Source organism: Patiriisocius marinistellae (assembly GCF_009014635.1).
GTDB lineage: Bacteria > Bacteroidota > Bacteroidia > Flavobacteriales > Flavobacteriaceae > Patiriisocius > Patiriisocius marinistellae.
Window position 1 is genome coordinate 529468 of sequence record NZ_BKCF01000001.1, and the last position, 15436, is coordinate 544903.

At 34.0% G+C, this 15436-nt stretch carries 18 protein-coding genes; 14 read left to right on the forward strand and 4 right to left on the reverse strand.

Going from position 1 to position 15436, the window contains the following annotated elements; translation table 11 throughout:
- Positions 1-48: 48 nt before the first annotated feature.
- From GB234_RS02325 to GB234_RS02355, 7 genes are all read left to right on the forward strand, one after another.
- Entirely contained in the window at positions 49-282 is a 234-nt protein-coding gene (locus GB234_RS02325; RefSeq protein ID WP_151672630.1) for an acyl carrier protein, read from the forward strand.
- Between the two features lie 10 nt (positions 283-292).
- Entirely contained in the window at positions 293-1546 is a 1254-nt protein-coding gene (fabF, locus tag GB234_RS02330; RefSeq protein ID WP_151892904.1) for a beta-ketoacyl-ACP synthase II, read from the forward strand.
- A gap of 8 nt (positions 1547-1554) precedes the next feature.
- Positions 1555-2298, forward strand: coding sequence for a ribonuclease III (gene rnc, locus GB234_RS02335; protein WP_151892905.1), 744 nt, complete (start codon positions 1555-1557; stop codon positions 2296-2298).
- Positions 2299-2402: 104 nt separating this feature from the next.
- Entirely contained in the window at positions 2403-2894 is a 492-nt protein-coding gene (locus GB234_RS02340; protein ID WP_151892906.1) for an IPExxxVDY family protein, read from the forward strand.
- Entirely contained in the window at positions 2895-4325 is a 1431-nt protein-coding gene (gene pyk, locus GB234_RS02345; protein ID WP_151892907.1) for a pyruvate kinase, read from the forward strand.
- 38 nt (positions 4326-4363) lie between these two features.
- The gene (locus tag GB234_RS02350) at positions 4364-5332 is read left to right on the forward strand and encodes a hypothetical protein (RefSeq protein ID WP_151892908.1); all 969 of its coding nucleotides are present in this window, start codon (positions 4364-4366) and stop codon (positions 5330-5332) included.
- A complete protein-coding gene (locus tag GB234_RS02355) occupies positions 5322-6254 on the forward strand; it encodes a leucine-rich repeat domain-containing protein (protein ID WP_151892909.1) in 933 nt (310 codons plus the stop codon). The genes GB234_RS02350 and GB234_RS02355 overlap by 11 nt, the downstream gene beginning before the upstream one ends.
- A gap of 58 nt (positions 6255-6312) precedes the next feature.
- On the opposite strand, the gene GB234_RS02360 is transcribed toward GB234_RS02355, so the two are convergent.
- Entirely contained in the window at positions 6313-7083 is a 771-nt protein-coding gene (locus tag GB234_RS02360) for an SH3 domain-containing protein (RefSeq protein WP_151892910.1), read from the reverse strand.
- A gap of 125 nt (positions 7084-7208) precedes the next feature.
- Positions 7209-8315: a DNA polymerase IV gene (dinB, locus tag GB234_RS02365; RefSeq protein WP_151892911.1), complete on the reverse strand. Its 1107-nt coding sequence runs from the start codon at positions 8313-8315 to the stop codon at positions 7209-7211.
- A 71-nt stretch (positions 8316-8386) separates the two neighbouring features.
- Here dinB and GB234_RS02370 point away from each other — a divergent pair, with 71 nt between their 5' ends.
- Genes GB234_RS02370 through GB234_RS02385 form a run of 4 tightly spaced genes read left to right on the forward strand, consistent with a single transcriptional unit; the run spans position 8387 to position 11003 of the window.
- Complete coding sequence (locus GB234_RS02370) at positions 8387-9034, forward strand: NAD(P)H-binding protein (RefSeq protein WP_151892912.1); 648 nt, start codon at positions 8387-8389, stop codon at positions 9032-9034.
- Positions 9035-9091: 57 nt separating this feature from the next.
- Positions 9092-10006, forward strand: a complete 915-nt coding sequence (locus GB234_RS02375; RefSeq protein WP_151892913.1) for a patatin-like phospholipase family protein — start codon at positions 9092-9094, stop codon at positions 10004-10006.
- Positions 10007-10036: 30 nt separating this feature from the next.
- Positions 10037-10507: a CYTH domain-containing protein gene (locus tag GB234_RS02380; RefSeq protein ID WP_151892914.1), complete on the forward strand. Its 471-nt coding sequence runs from the start codon at positions 10037-10039 to the stop codon at positions 10505-10507.
- A 1-nt stretch (position 10508) separates the two neighbouring features.
- Positions 10509-11003: a YciI family protein gene (locus GB234_RS02385; protein ID WP_151892915.1), complete on the forward strand. Its 495-nt coding sequence runs from the start codon at positions 10509-10511 to the stop codon at positions 11001-11003.
- Here GB234_RS02385 and GB234_RS02390 read toward each other — a convergent pair.
- Positions 10995-11309, reverse strand: a complete 315-nt coding sequence (locus GB234_RS02390; RefSeq protein ID WP_151892916.1) for an antibiotic biosynthesis monooxygenase family protein — start codon at positions 11307-11309, stop codon at positions 10995-10997. The genes GB234_RS02385 and GB234_RS02390 overlap by 9 nt on opposite strands.
- Positions 11299-11736, reverse strand: coding sequence for a hypothetical protein (locus GB234_RS02395; protein WP_151892917.1), 438 nt, complete (start codon positions 11734-11736; stop codon positions 11299-11301). Before GB234_RS02395 ends, GB234_RS02390 begins: the two co-directional genes overlap by 11 nt.
- Before the next feature lie 434 nt (positions 11737-12170).
- On the opposite strand from GB234_RS02395, the gene GB234_RS02400 reads away from it, so the two are divergent.
- From GB234_RS02400 to amaB, 3 genes are all read left to right on the forward strand, one after another.
- Positions 12171-12674 carry a CAP domain-containing protein gene (locus GB234_RS02400; protein ID WP_151892918.1) on the forward strand — a complete coding sequence of 168 codons (504 nt, stop codon included), beginning with the start codon at positions 12171-12173 and terminating at the stop codon, positions 12672-12674.
- 290 nt (positions 12675-12964) lie between these two features.
- On the forward strand, positions 12965-13504 hold the full coding sequence (locus tag GB234_RS02405; protein ID WP_151892919.1) for a 3-hydroxyanthranilate 3,4-dioxygenase: 540 nt from the start codon (positions 12965-12967) through the stop codon (positions 13502-13504).
- Between the two features lie 370 nt (positions 13505-13874).
- Positions 13875-15428, forward strand: a complete 1554-nt coding sequence (gene amaB, locus GB234_RS02410; RefSeq protein ID WP_151892920.1) for an L-piperidine-6-carboxylate dehydrogenase — start codon at positions 13875-13877, stop codon at positions 15426-15428.
- Positions 15429-15436: the final 8 nt, after the last annotated feature.

Below are 15436 nucleotides of genomic sequence, written 5' to 3' on the forward strand. Positions count from 1 at the left end.
TAAAATATTTTATTTTTGCCGTTAATTAAAATTTAAAACAAAACAATTATGTCAGACATTGCATCAAGAGTAAAAGCTATCATCGTAGATAAATTAGGTGTAGACGAAAATGAAGTTGTAAACGAAGCAAGCTTCACAAACGACTTAGGCGCAGACTCACTAGATACGGTAGAGCTTATTATGGAATTTGAAAAAGAATTTGATATTCAAATACCAGACGATCAAGCTGAGAATATAGCAACAGTAGGTCAAGCAGTTTCATATATCGAGGAGAACAAATAAGACTCTTTCTATGGAATTAAAGCGAGTAGTAGTTACAGGTTTAGGTGCCCTTACGCCCATTGGTAATAACATTGCAGAATACTGGGATGGTCTTAAAAATGGAAAGAGCGGTTGCGCTCCTATCACTTATTTTGATGCTGAAAAGTTCAAAACTAAATTCGCTTGCGAGATCAAAAATTTTGATCCATTACAACATTTTGATCGAAAAGAGGCTAGAAAATTAGACCGCTTTGCTCAATACGCCCTTGTTTCAAGTGATGAAGCAATTTTAGATGCAGGTATCGATTTAGATACTGTTGATAAATTTAGAGTAGGTGTTATTTGGGGAGCTGGTATTGGAGGTCTTGAAACTTTTCAAAATGAGGTAATAAATTTTAGCGAAGGGGATGGAACACCACGTTTCAACCCCTTCTTTATTCCTAAAATGATTGCAGATATTGCTCCGGGTAATATCTCTATCAAACACGGGTTTATGGGACCTAACTATACCACGGTTTCTGCCTGTGCTTCTTCTGCAAATGCAATGATTGATGCCCTAAACTACATACGTTTAGGAACTTGTGATATTATTGTAACAGGAGGTAGTGAAGCTGCAGTAACCATGGCTGGTATGGGTGGTTTCAACGCAATGCATGCCCTTTCAACACGTAACGAGTCTCCTGAGACTGCATCAAGACCTTTTGACGCAACTAGAGATGGATTTGTATTAGGTGAAGGTGCTGGAGCATTGATACTCGAAGAGTATGAGCACGCAAAAGCACGTGGTGCAAAAATCTATGCTGAGGTTGTAGGTGGCGGTATGTCAAGTGATGCTTATCATATGACGGCTCCACATCCTGATGGAATAGGTGTAGAGCGTGTAATGATTAATTGTTTGAATGATGCTGGGATGGATCCTAGTGAAGTAGATGCAATTAATACACACGGTACATCAACACCCCTTGGTGATGTTGCAGAGCTTAAAGCCATTAGTAAAATTTTTGGTAAACATGCAAATGATATCAATATCAACTCTACAAAATCAATGACAGGTCACTTACTTGGTGCCGCTGGAGCGATTGAAGCGATTGCTTCAATCCTTTCTATGCAACATAGCTTAGTTCCTCCTACGATTAATCATACAACGGTTGATGAAAATATTGATCCTTCATTGAATCTTACATTAAACAAAGCACAACCTCGCGAGGTTAATGTAGCAATGAGTAATACTTTTGGGTTTGGAGGACACAATGCTTGTGTTTTATTCAAGAAAATAGATGCTTAAACAGTTAAATGGCATCTTTTAAAAACATATTTAATTCCCGCGGAAATGTAACCGACGGGGATTTTTTTTTAGCCATTAAAAAGCTTCTGGGTTTTAAGCCTAAAAACATTTCCATTTACGAAGAAGCATTCACCCACCGTTCTACAAACGAAAAAAGTGCAGATGGACATGCTCAAAATTATGAGCGTATGGAATTCTTGGGCGATGCTATGTTAAGCTCAGTAATTGCCGCACATTTATATAATGAAGTTCCTGGTGGAAACGAAGGGTATTTGACAAAAATGCGCTCAAAAGTAGTAAGTAGAGAACATTTAAATGAGCTAGGCCGTGACCTTGAATTAATAAAACATTTAAAAACCACAATTCCTGTAAAGCAATTTGGAGGAAATATCCATGGCAATGTTTTTGAAGCATTAGTAGGGGCAATATACCTTGATAGAGGCTATGTTTATTGTGAAAAGTTTATCAATAAACGCGTGATAAAACCTTATGTTGATATTAAGAAACTCGAAGGAAAAGTCATTAGCTATAAAAGCTTATTTATTGAATGGTGCCAAAAAAACAAAAAGCAATTTAAATTTGCAGTTTACGAAGACACTGGTAATGATAAGCTAAAACACTTTGCAGTAAAACTACACCTAGACGATGCTATTGTAGGTAAAGCCAGAGCAACATCAAAAAAGAAAGCAGAAGAAACAGCTGCAAAAAGAGCCTACTATAAATTGCAAGAGGCAATTAACAAAGATTTTTGAGATCTTAGTCTATAGGGTCATTTCAAAAAATTCACATAGATTTTACATATAGCACAGCGCTTAGTATAAAAACAATCGGTATTTTTAAAAATTAAAATGCTGAGATGGGTACGTATAAGCTGATACTAGATGATGATTTTAAAGAAGAATTTTCTTTGATAGCTATTCATTGTAGTGAGGAGCCGTTTAGGCTTGCATATTTATTAAATCAGTTTGTTGAATTGCGTTTAATGTCAAGGCGTGTAGACTTAGATTTTTCAAAAGACGGGTTAGAAATTACATTTCCGTTATATGACTTTGAAGATGAGATGAAATACACTTCGTATAATCTAGTCGCTAATAGATGTAAATCACACGTTGCAAAAATGGCAAGTAGTGGTAGTCTCTTCGGAAATATTACAAACGAAGAAACAATAACTACCTATGTAATCCCAGAATACAAACAGGTTGATTATTTTCTGAAAATACAATCAGATTTTAACAGCGTTGGACTAAAAACTACAATTTCAAAAATCAACGAAATAAAACAAGTAATTTCAGCATATGAAATAGATGTTGAAAAATTAAAATCAAAGAATAATTTAATATTTGACTAAATGCCAAATCAAAAAAAGACCAAGATTGTTGCAACCTTAGGGCCTGCAACAGCAGATAGAGAGATTTTAAAGAAGATGATTCTTGCAGGAGTAAATGTATTCCGTGTCAATTTTTCACATGCCAATTATGAAAATGTTAAGGAAGTAATTGCAACCATTAGAGATTTAGGAAAAGAGCTTGAAACAAGTACTGCAATTTTAGGCGATTTACAAGGTCCTAAATTACGTGTAGGAATGATGAAAGAAGAAGTAATCGTTAATCCAGGAGATAAAATTTCCTTTTGCACTGGAGAAGAATTTGAAGGAGATTCAAAAAAAGTCTACATGAATTATGACAACTTTCCTCGTGATGTAAAAAAGGGGGAGCGTGTATTACTTGACGATGGAAAATTGATGTTTGAAGTCATTTCCACAGATGGAAAAGCTGAGGTTAAAACTAAAGTAATTCAAGGAGGACCATTGCGTTCACGCAAAGGGGTCAATCTTCCTAATACAAATATTTCATTACCAGCATTAACTACAAAGGATAAAGAGGATGCCATCTTTGCAATCTCTCAAGAAGTTGACTGGATAGCACTTTCTTTTGTTCGTCACGCGGAGGATTTAAAAGAATTACAAGCATTAATTGAAGCACATAGTGAACACAAAATACCTATCATTGCTAAAATAGAGAAGCCTGAAGCTGTTGAAAACATCGATAAAATTGTTGCTTATTGTGATGGATTAATGGTTGCACGTGGTGATTTAGGCGTTGAAGTTCCTGCAGAAGAAGTTCCATTAATTCAAAAAGAATTAGTACTTACTGCAAAGCGCGCTAGAATCCCAGTAATTATTGCAACACAAATGATGGAAACAATGATTACATCATTAACACCTACAAGGGCTGAGGTAAATGATGTTGCTAATTCAATAATGGATGGAGCAGACGCTGTTATGTTAAGTGGTGAAACTTCAGTAGGCCAGTATCCAGTACAGGTTATTGAAAAGATGGCTAGTATTTGTAAACAAGTAGAAAACAGTCATTTAATTCATGTGCCACAAGAGCCACCACACGTGCGAACAAATAGGTATATTACAAAATCTATATGTTATCATGCCGCTACAATGGCTAATGAAATTGAAGCAAAAGCAATTTGCACACTAACAAATAGTGGCTATACCGCGTTTCAAATTAGCGCCTGGAGACCAGATGCTCATATTTTAGTGTATACTTCAAATCATAGAATTTTATCTCGTCTCAATTTATTGTGGGGCGTAAAAGCTTTTTACTATGATAAATATGTAAGTACAGACGAAACAGTAGAAGATGTAAACCAAATTGCAAAACAGAAAAAATTTGTAAAAAAAGGAGACTATTTAATCAACCTTGCTGCAATGCCAATTGTAGATAAAGGGATGGTGAATACCTTACGAGTTTCTCAAGTAAAGTGATTATTACTTCTGAAATTTTAATCTCATTGATAAATTAGTTGTTTAATAAAAAGAGTTGTATCAAACATGTAATATTTTTTGCATTACTAGTTGTTGCTAGTTTGCAAACAAATGCGCAAGACCTAAAGTTTAATGGAGGGTTACAACTCAAAGCAACTTTGCAACTAGGAAATCAAAATCAAGCACTTAAACTAGGTGTTTTTGGTTTTGGAACAGCTAATTATAATGATATTGCTATTGAAACAGGGGCTACTATTTTTATAAACCAACTTTTTAAAAGACACACTGTTAAAAACAAAGGAATAGGATACGGGTACGATTTATTTTCTTTAATAGGCATTGGGCAAAATAGTAACTTACTAGGCTCTTCAATTTCAAACTTAAACACTACTTTAATAATTAACAATAAAGGTGATGGAGGTTTTAATGGATTTGGGTTTGGTCTTGAAAAAGAATATTTACCAAATGGGCTAAAAACATTTAGTCCAAAAAGAGGAAGTATTTTAATGCGTTTTAGTAACGCAAACCACTCTATTAACATAGCCTTTTTAAATGATTTTAGGTTTGGGCAACTAGCGCGTGGCGAAGGTACAGACTACGCAGCAACAGGAACGCTAAAAGTTAGCTATTCAGAAATAGGTGGAGATGGTTTGGTGTATCAAATAGGATTAGGTATAGCATTGTTTACTCCCAAAGCAGATTTTTCAAAATCCCCAGATAATTCTGTAAATTCTGATGATGGAAGAAAAAATGTGTGGTATACGCTTACCCCATTTGAAGATTTATTTTATAGCAATGCGTATTTTTTTGGCACTGTTCAACAAAATCATTTTAGCGGCAATTTAAAACTGGGGTATAATAGTCAACGATTGGGGGCTTATATACAAAACACATTGCATGACGGTCCGGGCCTTAACCCCAGATTTCCATGGAATGTTAGAGCAAAAGATAAACTGTTTATAGAGATTGAAGGGAGTTTAATTCAAAATCTTGGCGATGTTGAATAGTTTAAAATATAGCACATTTGTACTTGTAATTTTAATGCAAAGTTGCAATACGTATAATACTTTTTATAGTAAAACAGAAACTAGTTTTCAAAATTCTTATCCAGAGAAAGTACTTAGACTAAATGTAAGCAATCAAAACCTTAAAAAGGTTCCAGAGGAAATATCAAAATTTACCCATTTAAAAATGCTAGATTTAAGTGGAAATACATCGGTTGACTTATTGGAAACTTTTAATGCTATCCCCAATCCTAAAGAACTCGAGGTTTTAATACTAGACAATTTAAACCTTCAACAACTTCCAGAAAACATTAAAGAATTTAGTAATCTTAAACAACTTTCAATTAATGGCAACCCATTATTAAATTGGTCTTTAACCTATAGTCAGCTAGCAGTACTCCCACTTCGTTTTTTAAATCTTCAATACAATAACCTAAGTGGTCTTCCGCAAGAAATTTCAGAAATAAAAACCCTTAAAGATCTTAATTTGAGTAATAATAAAATTACTAAAGGAAGTACATTTGAGCATCTTTCATATTTGCCTAAATTATACTCTTTATGGTTGAGTTATAACAGTATGAAACAACTGCCGCCAGAAATTGGGCTGCTTAGTAAGGTGAATAATTTGTATATAGGGAACAATCAATTACAATCACTTCCTATTGAAATGAAAAACATGAAACAAGTATGGGTGATTCAAGCAGAACACAATGCATTTACAACTGTTCCAGAAATTTTTATTGAGATGCCAAGTCTATTCTCAGTGCATTTAAACAATTGTAATATTGATACAATTCCAGAAGCTTTTATTACTGAAAACTACACAATGAAGGGACTTTTGCTGGACAATAATAATTTAAGTGAAGACAAAAAGAAACGGTGGAAAAAAGCACTTAATAATTTTTTTCTCTTATCTATTGAGTAAAATTAAAAAACTCGCAATCTTAATTACGAGTTTTTAATTTTTAATATTTTCGAAGGTACTAGTCTGCTACTGCGGTCCATTCTATTTTCATCATATCACCTTCTGCTGTGATGGTGACGCTGCTACCATATCCTTCCCCGGCTTGAGTGTACTTAATAGTTTTTAAGAGGTTTGCTTCACGCTCAACGTTTAATTCACTACTAAACATATAGTCTGGTTTTTTAGGGTTTTTAACAGTTTGAGCGTCTCTTCCTTTAGGGTTTGGAAAAGAAAATGCTAAAGGAATATCATATAGTTTTTGTGCAATATAAAATGCCTCATGCCATTTTTTTGTAGGTAGTAAAACCGTTTCGGTATTAGTAGGATTACTTGCTGTACCGCCTACAGTTTCTGTAAAAGTTGCTTGTGGATGCGTTGCTTTCAAGTCATCAATATAAAACTCAGCTTTGGCATTTTTCTCTGGCGGAAAGAACTCAGATAAATACCCGTTAAATGCATACCCCGTTTTATTATTGTATTCCACTTGATGCATACCGCCTTTAATTCCTCCCACGTTCATTGTTTCATTTTCTTCAATGAGCTTTAATTTTAATTTTGTGCCGTAGGGCATGACAGCAAGTTTTTCGCTGTTAAGATTGTCAAATTCTCGAAGCGATAAACCACTCGTTGCAGTAACATATAAATAATCTGAATTTTGTTTTTTGTTAGCTTCTTCAACAATATCCTCCATATTTTCTTCGGAAATTTGTGCTGTTTGTTCTTTGTTATTTTTGCAAGCTGAAAGTATTATTAAAGCAAGCAATGCAAATGTGAATGTTGTATTTTTCATAATTTTAATTTTAAAGTGTGATAGATATATCTCAAAGATACCACCACAATAGGGTGTAAAGTAGAGTGTTCTCTTAATCGCAAACAATGGATTAGTAATCGTAAATACTATAGTAGAATTCGTTTTCAAAAATCCCATTTTAACTGTACGTCAATTTCTTTTTGAGCTACTTTTCTTGTTTCGGTTTTATCTTCATTGTTGAGGTTAGACATTGAAATGCCTAATAATCGAACAGAGTTTTTCATTCCTTCTTGAAACAATAACTCTTTAACCGTCTCCATTATAAGTTCTTTTGAAGCTATATATAATGACAACGTTTTACTTCGGGTTTGAAGTGTGAAGTCGCTGTATTTAATTTTTAGTGTAACTGTTTTTCCTGCAACTTTGCTTTTTTTGAGTCGGCGTTCTACTTCGGCTGCAATATTTTCTAAGCGTTCAATCATAAAAATTTCAGAAGCAATATTCTCACTAAAAGTGCGCTCTGCAGCTAGGGATTTTCGAGTACGCTCAGCCTTGACCTGGCTATTGTGAATTCCTCTCACAATATTGTAGTAATACCCGCCACTTTTGCCAAAATGCTCTTCTAAAAACTCTATTGACTTAGTTTTTAAATCTGCCCCAGTATAAATACCGTGACGGTACATTTTCTCTTTCATCACCTTTCCTACACCATAAAATTTTTTAATATCTAGCGCTTCAAGAAATTCTAAAACCTCCTCTGGCGGAACCGTTTTTTGACCATTAGGCTTATTAAAGTCACTGGCTATTTTAGCAATAAATTTATTGATAGATATTCCAGCCGATGCATTTAGACCTGTTCTTTCATAAATTTTTGTGCGTATTTCTTGGGCGATTAATGTGGCGCTTGGGTTTCCCTTTTTATTTTGAGTTACATCGATATAGGCTTCGTCAAGAGACAAAGGTTCTACTAAATCTGAATATTCATAAAATACTTTACGCACCTTGTCCGAAATTTCACGATAACGATCAAAGCGAGTTTTTACAAAAATGAGTTGAGGGCACAATTTTGCGGCAAGTGATCCAGCCATTGCAGAGCGAACACCGTATTTTCGAGCCTCATAACTTGCGGCACTAACTACGCCACGAGAACTCCCTCCACCAACAGCAATAGGTTTGCCACGCAAGCTAGGGTCATCAAGTTGCTCCACAGATGCATAAAATGCATCCATATCAACATGAATTATCTTTCTAAGTGGGAGTTCAATTTCCATAGTGTAAATTTAATATCTTTATCTTTTGAAAACTTCGCAGACTAGTTAAACCTTTTCAATCAATAAAAAACATGAATAAAACAGCTATCATTTTAGGAGCTACAGGACTTACAGGTGGGATATTACTAGATATGTTATTGAACGATAAACGCTTTTCAAAAATTAAAACCTTTGGAAGAAGTGCTACTGGAAAAAAACATCCTAAACTGGAGGAGCACCTTGGTGATATGTTTAAAATGGAAGACTTTAAAGATGCTTTTAAAGGTGATGTTGTGTTTTGCTGTATAGGAACTACAAAAGCAAAAACGCCCGATAAAGACACGTATAAAAAAATTGACTATGGTATTCCTGTAACAGCTTCAAAATTGGCAAATAAAAACGGAATTGACACTTTTTTAGTGATTTCGGCATTAGGAGCAAACCCAAAAAGTAGTACTTTTTACAATAAAGTAAAAGGAGAAATGGAACGCGATGTATTGCAAGAAGGTATTAAGAACACTCACTTTTTTCAACCATCTTTAATAGGCGGAGAAAGAGAAGAACAACGATGGGGTGAGCAAATGGCCCAAATTGCATTTAAGACTTTTAGTTTTTTAATTCCCAAAAAATATAAAATGATTGAACCAAAAACTATTGCGAAAGCCATGCAAATTGTGTCAATTGAAGGTTATAATGAGGTTAGGATTACATCAGATGAGATTTCGAACATAGTGAACTAAGTGCTTAAGCATTATTTTTATCTTTTGAGAGCGCAATATTAACTGCAAAATAAATTTATGAGAGCTTTAGTGATTTCGGGTGGAGGAAGTAAAGGTGCTTTTGGTGGTGGTGTTGCACAATATCTTATCGAGGAGCTTAGGCATAATTATGATTTGTTTATTGGGACATCAACAGGTAGTTTATTAATTTCTCATCTAGCATTAAATAAAATTGATAAAATAAAAGAGGTTTACACGAGCGTAACCCAACAATCAATCTTTAATAATTGTCCTTTTGGGGTTAAGATGGACAAATGGGGAGAGGAGCAAATTTCTATTAATCATTCAAAAGTGTTGTTTAATTTTTTAAAAGGCTCAAAAACTTTTGGTGAGAGCAAAAATCTTCGAAAATTAATTGAAAGGACACTTACTAAAGATGAGTTTACTAAACTAAAGGAAAGTAGTAAAGATGTAGTAATAACTGTTTCTAACCTTTCATTAAACGCTGTAGAATACAAATCAATAAAAGATGTGGAGTATCAAGATTTTTGTGATTGGATATGGATTTCTAGCAATTACATTCCATTTATGAGTCTTGTGAAAAAAAATGGTTGTGAATACGCAGATGGAGGTTTTGGGAGTATTGTACCAATTAAAGAAGCAATTGATAGAGGAGCAAAGGTGGTTGATGTCATTATATTAGAAACGGAAGTCGCTTTTTATAATAGGTTGGCTTCAAAAAATGTTTTTGGGCTACTGTCAAATCTGCACAATTACATGATTGACCGTATTGAAAAACAAAATATTGCTATTGGTAAATTTGCTGCCGGAAATAAAGATGCAATTTTAAACTTGTATTATACACCAACGGTGCTCACTACAAATTCACTAATTTTTAATAAAGAAAAAATGACAACTTGGTGGAAAAGTGGATTTGAATATGCAGCTCAAAAAAATCAAGAGGTTAATGAAATCAAAGAAGAAGACCACTAATTTAAACACCTTCTTTTAGCTTATTTAGAAATGCAAGAAATAGAACGCAAATTTTTAGTCCAAGACGATAGTTATAAAAGAGAATCCTTTTCAAAAAAAAGAATCATTCAAGGTTTTTTAAATACTCATAAAGAGCGTACGGTGCGTGTGAGAATTAAAGGTTTAAAAGGATTTTTAACAATTAAAGGAAAATCAAATAAAGCAGGAACCACTCGTTTTGAATGGGAAAAAGAAATACCCGTTGTGGAAGCTGAAGCGCTTTTAAAAATTTGTGAGGATGGAGTGATTGAAAAAACGCGTCACGAAATTAACGTAGGTAAACATATTTTTGAGGTAGATGAGTTCTTCGGAAATAATCATGGATTAACAATTGCAGAAATTGAACTTACAGCAGAAAATGAAATCTTTAAAAAGCCAAAATGGCTAGGTAAAGAGGTTACGGGATCTATTAAATATTATAATTCGCAATTGAGTATAAACCCTTTTAAAAACTGGAAATAGAATGAATTTTATTAAACTCACACTCGTTATTTCGGTAGTTGCTATTTCATGTAAACCAGAGATAAAGAATGTTTATGTTTCAGATTTAATTAATGAATCACAGCAAATTTCGGCAGCAAAACAAATTGCAGAACTAAAGAAAGAAGGCTTTGAAATTTTTGATTATATAGACGAAACCTCTGGCGATACTATTATTATGCAACAATATTTCATGGCTTTTTTAAAGAGTGGACCTAACAGAAATCAAACAAAAGCCACAGCAGATAGTCTACAAACACTGCACATGGCACACTTGAGTAGTATGTATGAAAAAGGCTTTGCAGATATTTCTGGCCCTTTTGGAGATGATGGCGACATGCGAGGAATTACAATTTATAATGTTCCCACAATGAAAATTGCAGATAGCTTAGCACATCTTGACCCAATGGTAAAAGCAGGAAGGCTTATAATTGAGATTAAACCTTGGTGGGCGGGTAAGGGTTTTCCGCTACGGTAAGTTTTTGTTATTGAAATTATAACTCCTTTTAATTAGAGCAACTTCAACTTTATAACTAGAGTACCATTTTAATTTACCGAACTTTTGTGCTAATTGGTGGTCTAAATTTGCCTTCCAATTAATAATTGCTTGTTCATTCTCCCAATAACTAATAGTGATGCCTATATTTTCTCTTGCGCTAGAAATACCCAAAAACCCATTTTGTTGTTCTGCGAGTAATTCCATTTTATGTGCCATCTCATTATAACCTTCAGTATGCTTAGAAAGTGTTGAGGTAAAAATGACTGCGTAATAGTTATTTGTCATAGCCTTGTGCTTGTTGAGGGAATATAACTAGAAATAATTTTCCTACAACCCAATTTCCTAACGGAAAATAGACAGCGAAGAATAATGCCATTCCAAGTGCAAAATTTCTAATACCAAAAAAATTCTCTATTATATTATTAGGGTACGCATAAGAAGTTTTAAAATAGTACCCGCCAAACTCTAGCAAACCCATTGCAACAAAGCCGTATGCGTATTGTTCAAAAAAAGGACGTCCTTTTAATAAAACAGAAATAGGAATCATATATAAACCATAGCAAGTTATTACTTGCCACCAATTATTGAATCTAGCAATTTCTACCCAAGAGCCAAAGGCGTCCATCCCAAAACCCCAAGGAATGTAAATAAGTAGGTAAGTAACATATAATGTAAAAGGAGTCTTTTTTATTAGTAATAATAATTCTTTCATTTTTAAATTATAAATATTAAAATTAACAAGTTCTCTTTTAACTTTTATAAAACATTGTTTAGAATACAATATATCATTTTTATAATGTTAAAATTTAATAGTTAATAGATATGCATTTCGTCGATTTTTTAAGTAGATGATGTAGGAATTGTCTTAATTAACATTTAATTAACAACGATTTTTGCGTTTAAAAGTGCTATAAATCCGTTAAAAAACAAAATAATTGAAAATATTTTCATTTTTTTCTAAATCTTCTGTTTTCTTGTTAGACCGTATAATCATTAGCTTCATGGACTTTTCTGTAGGACTTTTTTGTAGGAATAATATCTATTTTATCGATTAAGTGCGCTTCAAATCAGTTTAAGTGTTGTCTGTGTAAGAAAATTCTCTATATTTGAATCAACATCATGTCCCAAATTTGATGCCCCCTAATTATGAGAACTTTAAACACTACATTACTAGCATTTGTATTATTATTTACTGTAGCATCTTGCTCAACTGAAGACACTAACACAGTTGAAGAAGCAAATTACGCAATCGATCTTAATCTTGCACATGAAACAGACTGGGAAATGGCTGAAGAAATTCTTATTCTTGTTAACGAACACAGAGCCACTTTAGGGCTTAATGCAATAAAAAAAGATAAGCAACACGCATCTGCATACGCAGTAGATCACACAAAATATATGATTGACCTTAAGCAAATCAATCATGATAACTTTCAATACAGAACACAAGCCTTAAAAGGACAAGGTGCTGAGAAAGTAGGAGAAAATGTAGCTTTTGGTTACACTGATGCTCAAACTGTAGTTACTGCATGGTTAAATAGTGTAGGTCACAGAAGAGCAATTGAGGGAGATTTTACTCACTCAGGTTTTGGGATCATACCTAATAGTAACGGGACATACTATTTTACGCAACTATTCTACAAAAGATAAAAATTAACATACCTACTTATTAGCTAAGCTCCATGACAGTTTCCCAAAGACTGTTATGGAGTTTTTTTTATTACGATAGTATTTTTAAATTTCATCGATAATTACTTCGGAAATATATAAGGTGAAAGTCATTACTTAAATTAAACCTTAGTATTTGTATGTATTCTATTTCCGTAGCTATGCAACTTCATTTAATTTTTATCTAAAAATTGAGATCCCATTTTCTTATACTTCTATTTTCTTCCTCCTAAAATCTCTGTATTTTTACGTAGAACTATAAAAATTATGTTATGGCAATTAGAAAACCGTTTAACCTTAATCAATGGGTAGAAGAAAATCGCGAACATTTAAAGCCACCTGTAGGCAATAAAAATTTGTACAAAGATGCTGGTGATTATATTGTCATGATAGTAGGCGGTCCCAATGCACGCAAAGATTACCATTACAATGAGACTGAAGAACTATTTTACCAATTAGAGGGTAAAATTCAAGTACATGTACAAGAAGATGGAAAGAAAGAAACAATGGAGCTGGGTCCTGGCGACATGTATTTACACCCAGCAAAAGTGCCTCATTCGCCAGTGAGAGAAGCTGGCTCAATAGGCTTAGTTGTTGAAAGAAAACGTCAAGACCTTGAAGGGAAGGATGGCTTGATGTGGTTTTGTGATAATTGCAACAATAAACTTCACGAAGTGTATTTTCCATTAAATGATGTGGAAAAAGATTTCTTACAGCACTTTAAAGATTTTTATGCAAGTGAAGAACTAAGGACATGTAATAACTGTGGAACGGTGATGGAGGTAGATGAGCGGTTTACAGCAGATGAGTAGATTTTGTGTTGTATTAATTGACTAAAATAATGGCTTTACAACTAAAATTTTAATTATGTTTAGTGCCATCGCTATTAGTAATCCTTCTCAAATATTTTTATTAAAAAGATTAGAGACCCAGTATATTAAAAAAGGTCTCAAAAAAATTAATCTTTAAATTTTGAATTCGCACTATGGGAATAGAAAGAATAATAGCTAATTACTTGTTAAGTTTTAGAGCATTCATCCTATTTCTTTTTAGTGGTTCAGCAAAATTGTATCTTCGCGCAACGGTTTGAATGCCTTAATATTTCAGCAGAAATTTTATACAATTCAACTATTTTAAATTAAATAAAAATTTCCGCTTGCGGAAAGGAAAAAAATAAATTCTATGTCAACAGTAGCTAAAGACTTCGGGATGGACGAAGCATTAAAACAATTAGGTCTTAAAGACGTAAATCACGGAACTTCAACAGGAAATAAGTGGTTTAAAGGTGGCGAAGAAATTGCCTCTTATTCTCCAGTAGATGGTGCGTTGATAGGAAAAGTAACAACCACAACAAAAGAAGATTACGAGAAAGTAATTACTACAGCTCAAGATGCATTTTTGACTTTTAGAGCAATGCCAGCGCCACAGCGTGGAGAGATTGTTCGACAGTTTGGAAACAAATTGCGCGAGTTAAAAGAGCCTTTAGGAAAACTTGTTTCTTACGAGATGGGTAAATCATTACAGGAAGGTTACGGTGAGGTTCAAGAAATGATTGATATTTGTGATTTTGCAGTAGGTCTTTCTAGACAGTTAAATGGACAAACAATTCCTTCTGAGAGAGCAGGTCATGTTATGCGTGAGCAATGGCATTCAATAGGGATTGTGGGTATCATATCTGCGTTTAACTTTCCGGTAGCTGTTTGGGCTTGGAATACAGCATTAGCATGGGTTTGCGGTGATGTATGTGTTTGGAAAGCTAGTGAAAAAGCACCTATGTGTGCTGTTGCATGTCAAAACATTATTGCTGGAGTATTAAAAGAAAACAATTTGCCCGAAGGTATTTCTGCTATCATTAATGGTGATTACAAAGTAGGAGAAATGATGACAAAGGATACTAGAATTCCTTTAATTTCTGCAACAGGTTCTACAAGAATGGGACGTATAGTTGGTGCAACGGTTGCTGAGCGTTTTGGAAAATCTTTATTAGAGTTAGGTGGTAATAATGCCATCATAATTACACCTACAGCAGATTTAAAAGTGGTTGTTCCTGGTGCCGTATTTGGAGCCGTAGGAACGTGTGGTCAACGTTGTACTTCAACAAGAAGATTGATTATTCATGAGAGTGTTTATGATAAAGTAAGAGATGCTATCGTAGGAGCATACAAGCAAATAGTGATAGGTAACCCACTTGACGAAAATAATCATGTAGGGCCACTAATTGATAAAGAGTCTGTAAACACGTACTTAAGCGCTATTGAAAAAGCAAAAGCCGAAGGAGGAAACGTGTTAGTTGAAGGTGGTGTATTAGAAGGTAAGGGGTACGAAAGTGGTTGCTATGTAAAACCAGCAATTATTGAAGCAGAAAACAGCTTTGCTATTGTTCAACATGAAACTTTTGCGCCTATTTTATACTTAATGAAATACTCTGGTGATGTTGAAAATGCTATTGCTGTTCAAAATGGAGTTGCACAAGGATTATCTTCTGCGATTATGACAAACGAGATGAAAGAGGCAGAAAAGTTCTTATCATTTGCAGGTTCTGATTGTGGTATTGCAAACGTAAACATAGGAACAAGTGGTGCCGAAATAGGTGGTGCTTTTGGAGGTGAAAAAGAAACTGGTGGAGGACGCGAGTCTGGATCTGATGCTTGGAAGGTATACATGAGAAGACAAACAAACACTGTAAACTACTCTGACGAACTTCCACTTGCGCAAGGAATTAAATTTGACTTGTAAAAATTGAT

What these genes read in the sequence shown, in the direction of transcription:
- amaB (WP_151892920.1), top strand. Translation starts at nt 13,875, where the DNA reads ATGTCAACAGTAGCTAAAGACTTCGGGATGGACGAAGCATTAAAACAA.
- GB234_RS02375 (WP_151892913.1), top strand. Translation starts at nt 9,092, where the DNA reads ATGAGAGCTTTAGTGATTTCGGGTGGAGGAAGTAAAGGTGCTTTTGGT.
- GB234_RS02405 (WP_151892919.1), top strand. Translation starts at nt 12,965, where the DNA reads ATGGCAATTAGAAAACCGTTTAACCTTAATCAATGGGTAGAAGAAAAT.
- GB234_RS02370 (WP_151892912.1), top strand. Translation starts at nt 8,387, where the DNA reads ATGAATAAAACAGCTATCATTTTAGGAGCTACAGGACTTACAGGTGGG.
- fabF (WP_151892904.1), top strand. Translation starts at nt 293, where the DNA reads ATGGAATTAAAGCGAGTAGTAGTTACAGGTTTAGGTGCCCTTACGCCC.
- pyk (WP_151892907.1), top strand. Translation starts at nt 2,895, where the DNA reads ATGCCAAATCAAAAAAAGACCAAGATTGTTGCAACCTTAGGGCCTGCA.
- GB234_RS02385 (WP_151892915.1), top strand. Translation starts at nt 10,509, where the DNA reads ATGAATTTTATTAAACTCACACTCGTTATTTCGGTAGTTGCTATTTCA.
- GB234_RS02325 (WP_151672630.1), top strand. Translation starts at nt 49, where the DNA reads ATGTCAGACATTGCATCAAGAGTAAAAGCTATCATCGTAGATAAATTA.
- GB234_RS02390 (WP_151892916.1), bottom strand. Translation starts at nt 11,309, where the DNA reads ATGACAAATAACTATTACGCAGTCATTTTTACCTCAACACTTTCTAAG.
- GB234_RS02340 (WP_151892906.1), top strand. Translation starts at nt 2,403, where the DNA reads ATGGGTACGTATAAGCTGATACTAGATGATGATTTTAAAGAAGAATTT.
- GB234_RS02380 (WP_151892914.1), top strand. Translation starts at nt 10,037, where the DNA reads ATGCAAGAAATAGAACGCAAATTTTTAGTCCAAGACGATAGTTATAAA.
- GB234_RS02355 (WP_151892909.1), top strand. Translation starts at nt 5,322, where the DNA reads ATGTTGAATAGTTTAAAATATAGCACATTTGTACTTGTAATTTTAATG.
- dinB (WP_151892911.1), bottom strand. Translation starts at nt 8,315, where the DNA reads ATGGAAATTGAACTCCCACTTAGAAAGATAATTCATGTTGATATGGAT.
- GB234_RS02395 (WP_151892917.1), bottom strand. Translation starts at nt 11,736, where the DNA reads ATGAAAGAATTATTATTACTAATAAAAAAGACTCCTTTTACATTATAT.
- GB234_RS02400 (WP_151892918.1), top strand. Translation starts at nt 12,171, where the DNA reads ATGAGAACTTTAAACACTACATTACTAGCATTTGTATTATTATTTACT.
- GB234_RS02360 (WP_151892910.1), bottom strand. Translation starts at nt 7,083, where the DNA reads ATGAAAAATACAACATTCACATTTGCATTGCTTGCTTTAATAATACTT.
- rnc (WP_151892905.1), top strand. Translation starts at nt 1,555, where the DNA reads ATGGCATCTTTTAAAAACATATTTAATTCCCGCGGAAATGTAACCGAC.